Here is a 16,641-nt window from a genome sequence, read left to right as displayed (position 1 = left end):
CCGCCGCAAAGCAGGTGTCTCCTACCCGTCGAGTGACAGGTCCTTCCGGAAGCGCTGCATGCCGTCGATCTTGTCGTCGAGGCTGGCATCGGGCCCGGCGTAGAACATCCACGGCATCGTGATGATCCCGGTGATGCCGCCGGCCTCCGCGCGCCGATAGTCGGCGGTGGTGAACGCGTCGGTCAGCGGGGTCAACACAGTGAAATCGTCCATGGACAAACCCTTTTCGGCCCGCATCTCCCGCAGCCGGCCGATGGCATCGAGCGCCCGCTCGGTGTTGATCAGATCCCCGATCCAGCCGTCGTTGCGGGCGGCACGGCGCAGCGCGATCTCGCTGAGTCCCCCGACGTACACCGGGATCGGCGGCGGGGTGGGCTGCATCTCGAGGCGCGGCGCGGTATAGAACTCACCCTCGAACTCCGTCCAGCCCGGCGACCACAGCGCCCGCATCAGCTCGATCATTTCGTCGGTGCGTTTGCCACGGGCCTCGAATCGCTCACCCATCAACGCGAATTCCTCGCGGCACCAGCCCACGCCGATGCCCAGCTCCACCCGGCCCGACGCCAAAACCGCCGCGGTGCCAATGGCTTTCGCCGCCGAATACGGGTTGCGCATCGCGGGAATGTAGACGGTGTTGACGAAGCGCAACCGCGTGGTGACCTGGGCGAGCGCGCCGACGAGCACCCACGGGTCGGGCCAGTCGGTGAACGGCTGCCAGCGCCGTTCCCCATCCTTGGTGTACGGGTACGGCGTGTCCAGCGTCTCGAGGTTGACGACGTGGTCGGGAATGCCGATCCCGTCGTAGCCGAGTTCGTCGGCGGCCTTGGCCAGCTCGATGATTTCGCGGGTGTTCAAAAAGGCGCTGCTGATGTAGAACTTCACTGCTCCTCCGCCGCCCACGCCGGCTCGATGAAGACGCCGTCGGCCTCGACGGTGACGCCATTGGAATCCGAAATGGTGCCGCGCGCAAAGACTTTGCGGCCCTCCTTGCCGTCGACCCACGCCTCACAACGAAGCGGGCCCAGCGGCGTGCCGCGCAGATACTTCACGGTGATGGTCCCGGTGAACCGCGCCTTGGACAGGCCCTCGCTGGCCGCCTCGCCGAGCATGTGGTCGAGCACCAGGGCGCTGACGCCCCCGTGCACCAGCTTGGGCGGGCCCTCGTAGGCCGAGCCGAGAACGAACTCGCTCCAGCAGCGCCCGTCGCCCTCGTGGTGCACGACGATCGGCGGGGCGATGGGGTTGCACACGCCAATCGCGGCGTTGCCCAACGGCAGCGGGCGGCCGTCGACGCGGTAGCTCACCCCGATCGGGCGGGTGCGTTCCCGCAGCGATGCGGTGACGGCCTCGATCGCGCGCCGGGCCTCGGCGACGACGTCGTCGTCGGCCTCGGTGCGGATGGTCGCGTCGACGAGCTCGCGGACCGCATCGGCCAACGGTGCATACAGCGCGGTCACGCGATCGGCTTCCGTCGCGCTGAGCACCTCGAATATGGCGTCCAACGCGCCGGCCTCCTGACTCAACTTCCAAACACCTTGCGCACGACGGCCTTTGCGCGTCGCGTCACCCGTAAATAGTTGTCCAAGAATTCGCCGCCCTCGTCGGTCGGCCAGCCCGCGGCCACGGCGACCGCGTTCAGCTGGCGTCCGTGGCCCGGCAGCTGGTCGGTGGGCTTACCCCGGACCAGCACCAGCGCGTTGCGGGCCCGGGTGGCCGTCAGCCAGGCCTGCCGCAGCAGCTCCACCTCGTCGGCGGGCACCAGGTCGGCCTCGGCGATCGCGTCCAGGCACGCCAGCGTCGACGTGGTGTGCAGCGCGGGGATCTCGTGGGCGTGCCGCAGCTGCAGCAGCTGCACGGTCCATTCGATGTCGGCCAGTCCCCCGCGGCCCAGCTTGGTATGCGTGTTCGGGTCGGCGCCGCGCGGCAGCCGCTCGGCGTCGACGCGGGCCTTGATGCGGCGGATCTCGCGCATCGCCTCCGACGACATCCCGTCGGGTGGATAGCGCGTCTTGTCGGCCATCAGCAGGAACCGCTGCCCCAGCTCCGCGTCGCCGGCGACTGCGTGCGCGCGCAGCAGCGCCTGAACCTCCCACGGCTGCGCCCACTGCCCGTAGTAGGCGGCGTAGGAGGCCAGGGTGCGCACCAGCGGACCGTTGCGGCCCTCGGGCCGCAGGTTGGCGTCGACCTCCAGCGGTGGGTCGACGCTGGGCGTTCCCAGCAGCGTCCGGACCTGCTCGGCGACCGTCGTCGCCCAGCGCACGGCGACGGAATCCTCGACGCCAGAAGCCGGTTCGCACACGAACATCACGTCGGCGTCCGAGCCGTAGCCCAGTTCGGCGCCGCCCAGCCGGCCCATGCCGATGACGGCGATGGCCGCCGGCGCCTTACCGTCCGCGGGAAGGTTCGTCCGGATCATCGCGTCCAGCGCGGCCTGCAGCACGGCCACCCACACCGAGGTCAGCGCCTTGCACACGTCGACGACCTCGAGCATGCCGAGCAGGTCGGCCGACGCCACCCGGGCCAGCTCGCGGCGCCGCAGGGTGCGCGCCCCGGCGATCGCCCGCACCGGGTCGGAATAGCGGGCGGCCGAGGCCACCAGCGCGCGGGCCACCGCGGCGGGCTCGGTTTCCAGCAGGTGCGGGCCGCTCGGCCCGTCGCCGTAGTCCTGGATGACCCGGGGCGCGCGCATCAACAGGTCCGGCACGTACGCCGAGGTCCCCAGCACGTGCATGAGCCGGCGGGCCACGGCGGGCTTGTCGCGCAGGGTGGCCAGATACCAGCTTTCCCCGGACAGCGCCTCGGACAGCCGCCGGTAGGCCAGCAGGCCGCCGTCGGGGTCGGGCGTGTACGACATCCAGTTCAGCAGCCTGGGCAGCAGCACCGACTGCACCCGGCCGCGCCGCCCGCTCATGTTGACCAGCGCCGACATGTGCTTCAAAGCGGACTGCGGGCCCTCGTAGCCCAGGGCGGCCAGCTGACGCTCGGCGGCCTCGGAGGTCATGCCGTGCGCGATCTCCAGCCCGGCCGGGCCGATCGATTCCAGCAGCGGTTGGTAGAAGAGCTTCGCGTGCAGCTGCGACACCCGCAGGTTCTGGTGCCGCAGCTCCTCGCGCAGCACCCCGGCCGCGTCGTGGCGGCCGTCGGGCCGGACATGGGCGGCCCGCGCCAGCCAGCGCACCGCCTCCTCGTCGTCGGGCTCGGGCAGCAGGTGGGTGCGCTTGAGCCGCTGCAGCTGCAGCCGGTGCTCGAGCAGGCGGAGGAACTCGTAGGAGGCGGTGAGGTTCGCGGCGTCCTCGCGCCCGATGTAGCCGCCCTGGCCGAGCGCGGTCAGCGCGTCCACCGTCGACGCCACGTGCAGCGACTCGTCGCTGCGCCCGTGCACCAGCTGCAGGAGCTGCACGGCGAATTCGACGTCGCGCAGCCCGCCGCTGCCGAGCTTGATCTCGCGGCCGCGGACCTCGGCGGGCACCAGCTGCTCGACCCGCCGCCGCATCGCCTGCACCTCGACCACGAAGTCCTCGCGCTCGCAGGCGACCCAGACCATCGGCATCAGCGCGTCCAGGTAGCGCTGTCCGAGCTCTGCGTCGCCCACCGCCGCGCGCGCCTTCAGCAGCGCCTGGAACTCCCAGGTTTTCGCCCACCGCTGGTAGTAGGCGATGTGCGACTCGACGGTGCGGACCAGCTCGCCGCTGCGGCCCTCCGGCCGCAGCCCGGCGTCGACCTGGAAGAACGCCTCGGAGGCCAGCCGCATCATCTCGCTGGCCACCCGCGTGGTGAGGGTGTCGGCGTGCTCGGCGACGAAGATGACGTCGACGTCGCTGACGTAGTTCAGTTCGCGGGCACCGCATTTGCCCATCGCGATGACGGCCAGCCGGGGCGGCGTCTTGTCGCCGCACACGGTGCTCTCGGCCACCCGCAACGCGGCGGCCAGCGCGGCGTCGGCCAGGTCCGACAGGTGGGCGGCCACCACGGTGAACGGCACCACCGGCTCGTCCTCGACGGTGGCGGCCAGGTCCAGCCCGGCCAGCACCAGCAGCTGATCGCGATACAGGGTGCGCAGGCGCACCATCGCCGAACCGGGGTCGGCCAGCGCCTCCTCGACGCACTCGGTGAACTTCGTGCACAGCTGGTCGCGGGTGGGCAGGGTGACGTTGCCGCGCAAGAGTTTCCAGGACTGCGGCTGGGCGATCAGGTGATCCCCGAGGGCCAGCGACGCGCCGAGCACACCGAACAGCCGCCCGCGCAGGGGGCGCTCGGTGAGCAGGGCGGCGTTGAGCTCGTCCCACCCGGCGTCCGGGTTCTCGGCCAGCCGCACCAGGGCGAGCAGGGCGGCGTCGGGGTCCGCGGCGCGCGACAGCGACCACAGCAGGTCGACGTGGGCCTGGTCGTCGTGGTCGTGCCAGCCCAGTTGCGCTATGCGTTCGGCCGCTTGCGGATCGACCAACCCGAGCCGGCCCACGCTGGGCAGCCGGGGGCGCTGCGTCGCGGGTTTGGTCACGACCACGACGGTATCGCAACCCGGCGATCTTCAGGCGCGGGCGGCGCATGAAACCGCTACAGCGACAGGTAGGTGCTCAGTTCGTACGGGGTGACGTGGCTGCGGTAGTTCGCCCACTCGGTGCGCTTGTTGCGCAGGAAGAAGTCAAAGACGTGCTCCCCCAAGGTTTCCGCGACCAGCTCGGAGGACTCCATGGCACGCAGCGCGCTGTCCAGGCTGGTGGGCAGCTCGCGGTATCCCATCGCCTGGCGCTCGGCGGGGGTCAGGTCCCACACGTTGTCCTCGGCCTGCGGCCCCAGCACGTAGCCCTTCTCGACCCCGCGCAGCCCGGCGGCCAGCAGCACGGCGAACGTCAGGTACGGGTTGCAGGCCGAATCGGGGCTGCGGACCTCGACGCGCCGCGACGACGTCTTGTGCGGGGTGTACATGGGCACCCGCACCAGCGCGGAGCGGTTGGCCGCGCCCCAGGACGCGGCGGTCGGCGCCTCGCCGCCACCCACCAGTCGCTTGTAGGAGTTGACCCATTGGTTGGTGACGGCGCTGATCTCCGAGGCGTGCTCGAGGACCCCGGCGATGAAGGACTTGCCCACATCGGAGAGCTGCAGCGGGTCGTCGGGGCTGTGGAACGCGTTGACGTCGCCCTCGAACAGGCTCATGTGGGTGTGCATCGCGGAGCCGGGGTGCTGCCCGAACGGCTTGGGCATGAAGGACGCGCGGGCGCCGTTCTCGATCGCCACTTCCTTGATGACGTAGCGGAACGTCATCACGTTGTCGGCCATCGACAGCGCGTCGGCGAAGCGCAGGTCGATCTCCTGCTGTCCGGGCGCGCCCTCGTGGTGGCTGAATTCCACCGAGATGCCCATGAACTCCAGCGCCTCGATCGCGTGGCGGCGGAAGTTCGAGGCGGAGTCGTGGATCGCCTGGTCGAAGTAGCCGGCGTTGTCGACCGGGATCGGCGGCGTCCCGTCGTCGGCGCCGGCCTTGAGCAGGAAGAATTCGATCTCGGGATGCACGTAGCAGGAAAATCCCAGGTCGTTGGCCTTCTGCAGCTGGCGGCGCAGCACGTGCCGCGGGTCCGCCCAGGACGGCGAGCCGTCCGGCATCGTGATGTCGCAGAACATCCGCGCCGAGTGGTGGTGACCGTTGGGCGACGCCCACGGCAGCACCTGGAAGGTGGACGGGTCGGGGTTGGCCACGGTGTCGGACTCCGAGACCCGCGAGAAGCCCTCGATCGAGGATCCGTCGAAGCCGATGCCCTCCTCGAAGGCGCCCTCGAGTTCGGCCGGGGCGATGGCGACCGACTTGAGGAAGCCGAGCACATCGGTGAACCACAGCCGAACGAAGCGGATGTCTCGTTCCTCGAGCGTGCGCAGCACGAATTCCTTCTGACGATCCATAACTCGAACAGTATGCAACGGCTGTTAATTCTGTGTTACCGATGCCCGCTCAGAACCGTTGCGATGGCCGCGGTGGGGCCGTCGGTCGCTGGTCAGGACCGGCAGGTGTAGGCGGCCGGCGGCGGCGTGCCCGCGACCAGGTAGCGCACCACGGCGTTGTCCACGCATTGGTCGCCGTTGAACACCGCGGTGTGCTGCGTGCCGTCGTAGGTGATCAGCGGGCCACCCAGCTGGCGCGCCAGGTTCACCCCGGCCTGATACGGGGTCGCCGGGTCGTGCGTGGTGGAGACGACGACGACCTTGCCCGGCGCCATGGCCGGCGCGGCGTGCGGCGCCGACGTCGGCGGCACCGGCCAGAGCGCGCACAAATCGCGGGGAGCGTTTCCGGTGAACGGCCCGTAGCTGAGGAAGGGCGCGGCCTGGCGGATCCGCTGATCCGCGGTCACCCAGCTGGCCTGGTCCGTCGGGTTCGGGGCATCGACGCAGCGGATCGCGTTGAACGCGTCCTGGTCGTTGGAGTAGTGCCCGTCGCGGCCGCGTCCCTGATAGTCGTCGGCGAGCAGCAGCAGGTCGCCGGCGTCGGTGCCGTGCGCCAGGCCGAGCAGGCCGCTGGTCAGGTATTTCCAGTGCGTCGGCGTGTAGAGCGCGTTGATGGTGCCGGTGGTCGCGTCGGCGTAGCTCAGCCCGCGGGGGTCCGCGGTGCGGGCGGGCTTGGTGGCCAGCGGGTCGACCAGGGCGTGGTAGCGGGCGACGAATTGGGACGGGTCGGTGCCCAGCGGGCAGCCAGGCGAGCGGGCACAGTCGGTGGCGTAGTCGTTGAAAGCCGTTTGGAATCCGGCCATTTGGTTGACGTTCTCGTCGATGGGGCCGACGGTCGGGTCGATGGCGCCGTCGAGCACCATCGCCCGCACGTGGTTGCCGAACTTCTCCAGGTAGGCGGTGCCCAGCTCGGTGCCGTAGCTGTATCCCAGGTAGTTGATCTGTTCGTCGCCCAGCGCCTGGCGCACCGCGTCCATGTCACGCGCGACGGACGCGGTGCCGGCGTTGGCCAGAAACGCGCTGCCCATCCGGTTGACGCATTGCTGGGCCAGCTGCCGGTAAAGCTGCTCGATGTGCGCGACACCGGCCGGGCTGTAGTCGACCATCGGTTCGCGCCGGTACGCGTCGAACTCGGCGTCGGTGCGGCAGCGCAGCGACGGAGTGGAGTGGCCCACCCCGCGCGGGTCGAAGCCGACCAGGTCGAAGTTGCGCCGGACGGGCGAGTTCTCCAGGTCCGGCGCCATCGCGGCCACCATGTCGACCGCCGAGCCGCCGGGACCGCCGGGATTGACCAGCAACGACCCCATCCGTTGTCCGGTCGCGGGCACGCGGATGACCGCCAGTTTGGCCTGGGCGCCCCCGGGGCTGTTGTAGTCGATCGGGACCGACACCGTGGTGCATCGCGCGGCGGGGATATCGCTTGTGTCCGAGACGAATTGGCCGCAGCTCCCCCAGCCCTGCGGCACCGCGGCCGCCGGCGGGTTCGGCGCCGGGGTCTGCCCGGCGCCGGGCTCGGGCGTGGCGCCGGCCACCGGCAGCGCGGCGGAACCACCGAGCACCAGACCGAACGAAAGCAGCGCCGAGCTCAAGGGTCTCAGGCGCGACATGGCAGTCATCGTTGCAGCCGCGGGTACCCGTGGCAGCGCGAAACGATTACGCCTTGGTCTCGGCTCTCAACCGGATCGCGTCGCCACCGAGCGTGCACGCACGGCGACGAATCGACGAAAATCCCGCCGGGAGTGCACCTTCGGCGTCAGCACTTGGCGCCGCTGGGCGGCGTGGTGCCGCCGACCAGATAGGCCGTCACGTAGTTGTCGATGCAGCTGTCGCCCTGGAAGACGACGGTGTGCTGGGTTCCGTCGTAGGTCAGCAGCGAGCTGCGCAGCTGGTCGGCCAGGTCCACGCCAGCCTTGTAGGGGGTCGCCGGGTCGTGCGTGGTCGACACCACCACCGTGGGCGCCAGGCCGGGCGCGGAAATGGTGTGCGGCTTGCTCGTCGGCGGTACCGGCCAGAACGCGCAGGTGCCCAGCGGCGCGTTGCCGGTGAACTGCCCGTAACTCATGAACGGTGCGATCTCCCGGGAGCGGCGGTCTTCGTCAATCACCTTGGCGCGGTCGGTGATCGGCGGCTGGTCGACGCAGTTGACCGCCACCCGCGCGTCGGTGGCGTTGGTGTAGTGGCCGTGGGCGTCGCGGCGCATGTACATGTCGGCCAGGGCGAGCAGGGTGTCGCCGTGGTGGTCGACGAGTTCGGACAGGCCGTCGGTCAGGTGGTGCCACAGGTTCGGTGAGTACAGCGCCATGATGGTGCCGACGATGGCGTCGCTGTAGCTCAGCCCGCGCGGGTCGTTGGTCGGGACCGGCCGGCCGATCATGGGGTTGTTGGGGTCGACCATCGGGTCGACCAGGCTGTGGTAGACGTCGACGGCCTTGGCCGGGTCGGTGCCCAGCGGGCAGCTCGGTTGCTTCGCGCAGTCGGCGGCGTAGTTGTTGAACGCGTCCTGGAATCCCTTGGCCTGCCGCAGGTCGGCCTCGATGGGATCGGCGTTGGGGTCGACGGCCCCGTCGAGGATCATCGCCCGCACCTTATTCGGGAACGCCTCGGCGTACGCCGAGCCGATCCGGGTGCCATAGGAGTAGCCGAGGTAGGTCAGCTTGTCGTCGCCAAGCGCGGCCCGGATGGCGTCGAGGTCCCTGGCGACGTTGACCGTCCCGATGTTGGCCAGAAAGCCCTTGCCCATCTTGTCGACGCAACGGCCGACGAACTGCTTGGTCTCGTCCTCGATGTGGGCCACGCCGGCCGGGCTGTAGTCGACGTTGGGCTCGGTGCGCAGCCGGTCGTTGTCGGCGTCGGAGTTGCACCAGACCGCGGGGCGCGACGCGCCCACCCCGCGGGGATCGAAGCCGACCAAATCGAACCGTTCGCGGACCCGCTTCGGCAGCGACTGGACGACGCCCAACGCCGCTTCAATGCCGGACTCCCCCGGCCCGCCGGGGTTGATCACCAACGAACCGATCTTGTCGCCGGTCGCGGGAAAACGGATCATCGCCAGCGTGGCGTCGTCGCCGTCGAGGTTGTCGTAGTCGACCGGAACCGCGAGCTTGCCGCACAACGCGCCGGCCGGCAGCTTGACCTTCGGGTTCGCGGCCCGGCACGGCGTCCACTCCACCGCCTGGCCCAGCTTGGGTTCGGACATGACGGCGCGCCCCACCACCACGCGCGCGCAGCCCGCCACCAGCAGCGCGACGGCAGCGACCGACGTCCAGATCAGCAGCGTGCGCGCGCGCGTGCCTCGGCGAGTCAAACCCATGCCAACATATGCTGCCAGAGGAAACCTGAGATCCTGATCAGCGGCACCGCCGCGCGCGGAGCATGGCCTGTCTCACACTGTCGCGCCGTTTCAACCGCGCCGAAGAAATGGCAGAATGACACCGTCAGACGAACCCGGGGACCCGCTTTGGGCCACGAGGATCGACCCGACCACCCACTAGGGACAATGATGTCTGAGCACAACGTTTACGGTGCCAACTCGCCTGCGCCCGCGCAGCCGCTCACCAAGATCCGCACCCACCACCTGCAGAAGTGGAAGGCCGAGGGGCACAAGTGGGCGATGCTCACGGCCTACGACTATTCGACCGCCCGCATTTTCGACGAGGCGGGCATCCCGGTCCTGCTGGTCGGCGACTCGGCGGCCAACGTCGTCTACGGCTACGACACCACCGTGCCGGTGTCGGTCGACGAACTGATCCCGTTGGTCCGCGGCGTGGCGCGCGGCGCCCAGCACGCCATGGTCGTCGCGGACCTGCCGTTCGGCAGCTACGAGTCCGGGCCCGCCGCCGCGCTGGCCGCCGCCACGCGGTTCATGAAGGAGGGCGGCGCGCACGCGGTGAAGCTCGAGGGCGGCGAGCGGGTCGCCGAGCAGATCGCCTGCCTGACCGCCGCCGGCATCCCCGTGATGGCGCACATCGGGTTCACCCCGCAGAGCGTGAACAGCCTCGGCGGCTTCCGGGTCCAGGGCCGCGGCGACGCGGCCGAACAGACCGTCGCCGACGCGATCGCCGTCGCCGAGGCCGGGGCGTTCTCCGTGGTGATGGAGATGGTGCCGGCCGAGCTGGCCACCCAGATCACCGGCAAGCTGACCATTCCGACTGTCGGGATCGGGGCCGGACCGAACTGCGACGGCCAGGTCCTGGTCTGGCAGGACATGGCCGGCATGAGCAGCGGCAAGGCCGCCCGCTTCGTCAAGCGCTTCGCCGACATCGGCGGGGAATTGCGCCGCGCCGCAACGCAATATGCGCAAGAGGTGGCCGGTGGGGTTTTCCCCGCCGACGAACACTGCTTCTGATCCGGCGCGCCACCGCACGATTCACGGCACGTCCTGCTGCGCGCCGGGACCACCGCGCTGAGGGTCCCGCCTCGTTGACCACCACGTTACCCCGGTCACAACGAAAGTGCCGAAAAACGTTGTGTGGCAGGCATGTACGATCGTTGTTAAGAGACGATCCGGACTCAAAAGAGCAGAGGTGGACCACATCGACCGGGGGGACCGTGGTGGCTTCGTACACCGTCGAACGGTGCTGAAGTTCCCGCTGCTAGTGGCAGGAGGCATCGTTTTGGCCCGCACACCGCACGCGTCCGCGCAGCCGCCGCGCACCTCGCCGCAGGCAAGCCGATGGTCACCCGAGCGAGCCAACCGCTGGTATCAAGCGCAGGGCTGGCCGGTGGGCGCCAACTACATCACGTCCAATGCCATCAACCAGCTGGAGATGTTCCAGGCCGATACCTTCGATCCCGGGCGCATCGACACCGAACTGGGCTGGGCCCAGTCCAACGGGTTCAACGCGGTGCGGGTCTTTTTGCACGATCTGCTCTGGGCGCAGGACCACCGCGGGTTCCAGGGCCGGCTCGCGCGGTTTGTCGACATCGCGGCCCGCCACGGCATCAAACCCCTGTTCGTGCTGTTCGATTCGTGTTGGGATCCGTTCCCGCGCCCGGGTCCGCAGCCCGCGCCGCGGCCCGGCATCCACAACTCCGGCTGGGTGCAGAGCCCGGGCGCCGAGCGCCTCGGCGACCGCGGCTACGTCCGCACCCTGCGCGGTTATGTCACCGGGGTCCTGACCCAATTCCGCAATGACGACCGCATTTTGGGCTGGGACCTGTGGAACGAGCCGGACAACCCCGCGGACACCTACGCCTCAGTGGAGCGCAAGGACAAGCTCGACCTGGTCGCCAACCTGCTCCCCCAGGTGTTCGAGTGGGCGCGGTTGGTCGATCCCCGCCAGCCCTTGACGAGCGGCGTGTGGCACGGCGAGTGGGCCGACCCGGCGCGCCGCAGCGTCATCGCCGGGATCCAGCTCGACAACTCCGACGTCATCACCTTCCACTGCTACGGCGAGCCGGCGGCGTTCGAGAGGCGCATCGCCGAGCTCGTCCCGCTGGGCCGTCCGATCCTGTGCACCGAGTACATGGCCCGGCCGCTGGGCAGCACGGTGCAAAACATCCTGCCGATCGCGAAGCGCACCGGCGTCGGCGCGTTCAACTGGGGATTCGTCGCCGGCAAAACCCAGACGTACTTTCCCTGGGACTCCTGGGACCACCCGAACCCGGATCCGGCGATGCCGCAGGAATGGTTTCACGACTTGCTCGGTCCCGACGGACGGCCGTTCCGCGACACCGAGATTGAGACGATCCTCGAGTTGAGCGACCTGGCGATGCATCTGCGGCCGCCGCCGGCCGGCTGACCCGCAGGCGTCAGCGGCACCGATTCTGGAAGTCGGTCAGCGGCTGGCGAATGCCCTCGAGGTCGGCGTGGGTCTGCGGGTTGGCGTCCATGTACTGCTTCAACTGATCACGCATGTCGCTGCGCGGCTGGCCCTTCAAGCTGGTGAAGTAGTCGTTGACGTCGGGGTGGGTGAACAGGTACGCCGACGTGGCCGCGGCGACGCCCGAGGACACCTGGGCCAGGTCGGCCGCCGTGCAATTGGGTTGCGACGCGGGCGCCGGCTCCGGCTCGTCGGCCGGCACGTCCGCGGCGGCCCAACCCGCCGTCGCGAAAAGCATTGCCACAGTGGCCGCGCAGGCCGCCATCCCGCCGGCAACGGCCCGGGCCGCCGGGCGAACAAAAGACCCCATGCAAACGCTCCTTCGTCGACCATCGCCCAAGGCGAGCGGTATTCGTACCGCAAACCATAAGGGGTTTGCCCGCCGCGCACGCGCGAATCAGGCGGCAAACAAGTGCGCGACCGCGGTAGGGTCGGGCCGTGGCGGAAGTGCTTCAGACCCAGGTTTGCGTAGCCGGTGGGGGCCCCGCCGGTCTCGTTCACGCGCTCTTGCTCGCCCGCGCGGGGATCCGGGTTGTCGTCTTGGAGAAGCACAATGACTTCCTGCGCGACTTCCGCGGCGACACGGTGCACCCGAGCACCCTGCGGATCATGGACGAGCTCGGCCTGGTCGATGAGCTTCTGCGCCTGCCGCACACCAAAGTCGACCGTGTCGCGTTCGACACCGACGGGACGATCCGCACCTTCGGCAACTTCGGCGTGCTCAAACGGTTGGGTTTCAAACAGCCGTACATCGCGTTGATGCCGCAGTGGGACTTCCTCGACTTCCTCGCCGAAAAGGCCTCTGCCTACCCGGAATTCACGCTGATCCGCAACGCCGAAGTCAAGGACCTGATCTTTGACGGCGATCGGGTGATCGGCGCGCGCACGCCCGAAGTGGAGGTGCGCGCCGACCTGGTAGTCGGCGCGGACGGGCGCAAGTCCGCGGTGCGGGCGGCGGCCGGCCTAAGGACCGCCGCCGCGCACTCCCCGATGGACGTGTTGTGGTTTCGGCTCAACTGGCGACCCGGCGATCCGCAGGAGCTGTACGGGGTGGCCCGTCGGGGCCTCACCATGGCGCTGATCTACCGGGGCGACTATTGGCAGATCGCGTATCTGATGCCCAAGGGGTCCGACCCCCGCGACGGGTCGCTGGAGGCGTTCAAAGAGCGCATCGTGGCGGCGCGGCCGCAGCTGCGCGAACACGTCGACGACCTTCGTTCCTGGGACCAGACCAGTCAGCTCGACGTGCGGGTGGACCGGCTCGAGACGTGGTGGCGCACCGGCCTGCTGTGCATCGGGGACGCGGCCCACGCCATGTCGCCGATCGGTGGCGTCGGCATCAATCTGGCCGTCGCCGATGCGGTGGCGGCGGCCAACATCCTGTGCGCCCCACTGCGCGACGGACGTCTGCGCGACGCGGACCTCGCCAAGGTGCAGCGCCGCCGAGAGCTGCCCGCCCGGGTCATCCAGGCGATCCAGGTGTTCGCACAGGACCGGGTGATCGCGCCCAATCTGAACGGCGGTGACCTGTCACCCATCCCGATCCCCGCGATCGTGGGACGGGGCCCGCTGCGCTCCATCCCGCCGATCGCCTTCGGGCGCGGCCTTCGTCCCGAACACGTCCGCACCCCGAACGTGCACACCGCTTAACTCTTTTCGGCGGCGGCGTCGGCGGCGGCGTCGATATTCAGATTCCGGACCCGCCCGCCGCGCTGTGACGGCACAATGCACTGAGGGGTCGGAAGGAGAGTGCAGATGAATCGCCGCCGCGGGCTTGCCGCATTGCTGGTGTTCTCGGGCGTGGGGTCCGTCCCCGCGATTCTCACCGCGGCGCCATCCGCCGATCGGGTCGAAGCGACCGTGTGCGTGGGCGCGGGCCGACGCATCTCGGTAAGCGGCTGCACCAACATCGCCGACAACATCGCCCGCTATGCCCCTCCACCCGCGGTCTATGCGCCGCTGCCGGAGGACGAGACGACGGCTCCGCCCCCTCCTCCGCCGCCGCCATAACGTCGTCACCTCCGTATGGCAGGCTATGGGTCTCATCCCCACCGTCCACCACGTTCAAGGCCGCGGCGACGCGCCCTCAACGGAGCCGAAGATGCCTGCAAAAGCGCCGCAGACCTCGCGTCACCTGGAGGTAGAGCGCAAATTCGACGTCGGCGAGTCCACCGTGTCGCCGTCGTTCGAAGGGATCGCCGCGGTCGCCCACGTCGAGAAGGCGCCGACGCAAACCCTGGATGCGACGTACTTCGACACGCCCGCACATGACCTCGCACGCAACAAGATCACCCTGCGCCGCCGCACCGGTGGCTCCGACGCCGGGTGGCACCTGAAGCTGCCGGCCGGGCCCGACGCGCGCACCGAGGTCCGCGCGCCGCTGGACGCGTCCGGACCCGACGGCAACAACACCGTGCCCGCCGAGTTGGCCGACGTCGTGCTGGCGATCGTCCGTGACCGTCCGCTGCAGCCGGTCGCGCGCATCACCACCGAGCGCGAGAGCCAGGTGTTGTACGACGCCGCGGGCGTCGCGCTGGCCGAGTTCAGCAACGACTCCGTCACCGCATGGTCGACGCGGGGGCCCGATGACAGCTCCGATGAATCCGGTGCGCCGCCCACCGAGCTCGAATGGCGGGAGTGGGAATTGGAGCTCCTCGAAGCGGGCGGCCACTTTAACGGCGCGGCCGGCACCGAACTGCTGAACCGGTTGAGCAACCGGCTGCTGGACGCCGGCGCCGCGCCCGCCGGACACGGCTCCAAGCTGGCGCGGGTGCTCGGCACCCCGCCACCGCCCAACGGCGCGCAGCCGAGCGAGGATCCGTTGCAGCGCGCCATCGCCGAGCAAGTCCGCGAGCTGCTGGTGTGGGATCGCGCCGTGCGCGCCGACGCATACGACTCCATCCACCAGATGCGGGTGACCACCCGCAAGCTGCGCAGCCTGCTGCGCGACTACCAGGATTCGTTCGGCTTGCCCGACGAGGGATGGGTCCTGGACGAGCTGCGTGAGCTCGCCGGGATTTTGGGGATGGCGCGCGACGCGGAGGTGCTCGCCGAGCGCTACGAGCGTGACTTGGACGGCCTCGCACCGGAATTGGTGCGCGGTCCGGTGCGCGAACGGCTGGTCGGGGGCGCGCAGCGCCGCTACCAGACCGGCCTGCGCCGCTCGTTGATCGCGATGCGCTCGCAACGCTACTTCCGGTTGCTCGACTCCCTGGAGGCGATCGCGGCCGCGTCCCCGGGCGCCGCCGCGGCCGAGGAGCAGGCCCCGGTCACCATCGAGGCCGCCTACAAGAAGGTCCGCAAGGCCGCCAAGGTCGCCGCCCAGGTCGATCGGGAGAACCCCGGCGACCACCACCGCGACGAAGCGATACATCGAATCCGCAAGCGCGCCAAGCGACTTCGATACACCGCGGCCGCCACCGGGGAAGCCAAGGTGTCCGAGCGGGCCAAGGCCGTGCAGTCGCTGCTCGGTGATCATCAAGACAGCGTGGTCAGCCGGGAACACCTGCGCCAGGAGGCGGACGTCGCGCACGCCGCCGGCGAGGACACCTTCACCTACGGCCTGCTGTATCAGCGGGAGGCCGACCTGGCGCAGCGGTGCCGCCGCGAACTCGACGGCACGCTGCGCAAGCTCGCCAAGGCGGTGCGCAAGGCCGGGCACTAGTCGCCGAAGGGGCTGAAGGCGGACGAGTTGGCCTGTAAGCCGGATTCTGTTCCCCACCGCCGCGCGTGAGCAACGGCGGTGCGGCGGCGACCATCCATCTGGACACACCGTCACCGGGTGCCTCGAGCGGCCTACCCGCAGGCTCGGGCGAGCAGCCCTCGAACGCCTGCGCGGCCGCACCAGCGGTGCGGCCTTCTTGGCCTTGCTTCGGGTGGGGTTTGCCGAGCCACCCCGGTCACCCGGGATGCTGGTGCGCTCTTACCGCACCGTTTCACCCTTACCACCGCGAGGGTGGCGGTCTGTTTTCTGTGGCACTTTCCCGCGAGTCACCTCGGATTGCCGTTAGCAATCACCCTGCTCTGTGAAGTCCGGACTTTCCTCGAACCGCCTTGCGACGGCCCGCGGCCGCCCGGCCAACTCGTCCGCGACGATAAACGGTACCCGCTGCACCGGGCCGGGGCCAGCAACCGTTTACCGTGGACTCGGATCACGAATGGGAAGGCCCGCGATGTCCCGGTGGAAAAGGCGTGTCGATTCAGGCGATTGGGACGCGATCGCCGCCGCGGTCGACGAGTACGGCGGGGCGCTGCTGCCGCGACTGATCACGCCCAGCGAGGCGGCGCGGCTGCGCGCGCTCTACGCCGACGACGCCCTGTTCCGCTCCACGATCGACATGGCGCCCAAGCGGTACGGGTCCGGGCAGTACCGCTATTTCCACGCGCCCTACCCCGCGCCGATCGAGGAACTCAAACAGGCGCTGTACCCCCGGCTTCTGCCGATCGCCCGCGACTGGTGGGCCAAGCTCGGCCGGGACGCGCCCTGGCCGGACCGCCTCGACGATTGGCTGGCGGCCTGCCACGCCGCCGGCCAGACCCGATCCACCGCCCTGATGCTGAAATACGGTGCGGGCGACTGGAATGCGCTGCACCGGGACCTCTACGGGGACCTGGTGTTCCCCCTGCAGGTGGTGATCAACCTCAGCGATCCGGCCACCGATTACACCGGCGGGGAGTTCCTGCTGGTCGAGCAGCGACTGCGGGCGCAATCCCGGGGCACGGCAACACAATTGCCGCAGGGACACGGCTACGTCTTCACCACGCGGGAGCGGCCGGTGCCCTCGGCCCGCGGTTGGTCCGCGGCGCCGGTGCGCCACGGCGTGTCCGTGGTTCGCACCGGGCAGCGCTACGCCATGGGACTGATTTTTCACGACGCGGCATGAGG

At 69.7% G+C, this 16,641-nt stretch carries 13 protein-coding genes and 1 other RNA gene; 6 read left to right on the top strand and 8 right to left on the bottom strand.

Features of this window, described 5'->3' with window-relative positions:
• Window positions 1-21 precede the first annotated feature (21 nt).
• From OCU_RS35880 to OCU_RS35855, 6 genes are all read right to left on the bottom strand, one after another.
• A complete protein-coding gene (locus tag OCU_RS35880) occupies window positions 22-882 on the bottom strand; it encodes a TIGR03619 family F420-dependent LLM class oxidoreductase (protein WP_014379943.1) in 861 nt (286 codons plus the stop codon).
• Window positions 879-1,523: a PaaI family thioesterase gene (locus OCU_RS35875; protein WP_008255971.1), complete on the bottom strand. Its 645-nt coding sequence runs from the start codon at window positions 1,521-1,523 to the stop codon at window positions 879-881. The genes OCU_RS35880 and OCU_RS35875 overlap by 4 nt, the downstream gene beginning before the upstream one ends.
• Window positions 1,520-4,504, bottom strand: coding sequence for a bifunctional [glutamine synthetase] adenylyltransferase/[glutamine synthetase]-adenylyl-L-tyrosine phosphorylase (locus OCU_RS35870; protein ID WP_014379942.1), 2,985 nt, complete (start codon window positions 4,502-4,504; stop codon window positions 1,520-1,522). Before OCU_RS35870 ends, OCU_RS35875 begins: the two co-directional genes overlap by 4 nt.
• 50 nt (window positions 4,505-4,554) lie before the next feature.
• Window positions 4,555-5,895 carry a type I glutamate--ammonia ligase gene (glnA, locus tag OCU_RS35865; RefSeq protein ID WP_009954926.1) on the bottom strand — a complete coding sequence of 447 codons (1,341 nt, stop codon included), beginning with the start codon at window positions 5,893-5,895 and terminating at the stop codon, window positions 4,555-4,557.
• Between the two features lie 92 nt (window positions 5,896-5,987).
• A complete protein-coding gene (locus OCU_RS35860; protein ID WP_085981086.1) occupies window positions 5,988-7,550 on the bottom strand; it encodes an alpha/beta hydrolase in 1,563 nt (520 codons plus the stop codon).
• A gap of 137 nt (window positions 7,551-7,687) precedes the next feature.
• Window positions 7,688-9,244, bottom strand: coding sequence for an alpha/beta hydrolase (locus OCU_RS35855; protein WP_008255962.1), 1,557 nt, complete (start codon window positions 9,242-9,244; stop codon window positions 7,688-7,690).
• Window positions 9,245-9,433: 189 nt separating this feature from the next.
• On the opposite strand from OCU_RS35855, the gene panB reads away from it, so the two are divergent.
• Together panB and OCU_RS35845 are read left to right on the top strand one after the other, a co-directional pair.
• Complete coding sequence (gene panB, locus OCU_RS35850) at window positions 9,434-10,279, top strand: 3-methyl-2-oxobutanoate hydroxymethyltransferase (protein WP_026071570.1); 846 nt, start codon at window positions 9,434-9,436, stop codon at window positions 10,277-10,279.
• A gap of 187 nt (window positions 10,280-10,466) precedes the next feature.
• Window positions 10,467-11,675: a glycoside hydrolase 5 family protein gene (locus OCU_RS35845; protein WP_197538614.1), complete on the top strand. Its 1,209-nt coding sequence runs from the start codon at window positions 10,467-10,469 to the stop codon at window positions 11,673-11,675.
• A 10-nt stretch (window positions 11,676-11,685) separates the two neighbouring features.
• Here the strand turns inward: OCU_RS35845 and OCU_RS35840 are convergent, their stop codons facing one another.
• Complete coding sequence (locus OCU_RS35840) at window positions 11,686-12,066, bottom strand: heme-binding protein (RefSeq protein ID WP_026071569.1); 381 nt, start codon at window positions 12,064-12,066, stop codon at window positions 11,686-11,688.
• 128 nt (window positions 12,067-12,194) lie between these two features.
• Between OCU_RS35840 and OCU_RS35835 the strand changes: the two genes are divergently transcribed.
• From OCU_RS35835 to OCU_RS35825, 3 genes are all read left to right on the top strand, one after another.
• Window positions 12,195-13,406 (top strand): FAD-dependent oxidoreductase, encoded by a 1,212-nt coding sequence (locus OCU_RS35835; protein WP_026071568.1) that lies wholly within the window; start codon window positions 12,195-12,197, stop codon window positions 13,404-13,406.
• Between the two features lie 105 nt (window positions 13,407-13,511).
• A complete protein-coding gene (locus tag OCU_RS35830) occupies window positions 13,512-13,766 on the top strand; it encodes a hypothetical protein (RefSeq protein ID WP_026071567.1) in 255 nt (84 codons plus the stop codon).
• 91 nt (window positions 13,767-13,857) lie between these two features.
• Window positions 13,858-15,420: a CYTH and CHAD domain-containing protein gene (locus OCU_RS35825; RefSeq protein WP_014379936.1), complete on the top strand. Its 1,563-nt coding sequence runs from the start codon at window positions 13,858-13,860 to the stop codon at window positions 15,418-15,420.
• Between the two features lie 19 nt (window positions 15,421-15,439).
• On the opposite strand, the gene rnpB is transcribed toward OCU_RS35825, so the two are convergent.
• Window positions 15,440-15,841: RNase P RNA component class A (rnpB, locus tag OCU_RS50025), an RNA gene on the bottom strand.
• A gap of 87 nt (window positions 15,842-15,928) precedes the next feature.
• Between rnpB and OCU_RS35820 the strand changes: the two genes are divergently transcribed.
• Complete coding sequence (locus tag OCU_RS35820; protein ID WP_014379935.1) at window positions 15,929-16,639, top strand: 2OG-Fe(II) oxygenase; 711 nt, start codon at window positions 15,929-15,931, stop codon at window positions 16,637-16,639.
• The last annotated feature ends 2 nt before the right edge of the window (window positions 16,640-16,641 follow it).

It is taken from the genome of Mycobacterium intracellulare ATCC 13950, from assembly GCF_000277125.1.
Lineage (GTDB): Bacteria > Actinomycetota > Actinomycetes > Mycobacteriales > Mycobacteriaceae > Mycobacterium > Mycobacterium intracellulare.
Note: the sequence above shows the minus strand (reverse complement) of the source record. Positions and strands in the feature narration are given on the sequence as shown.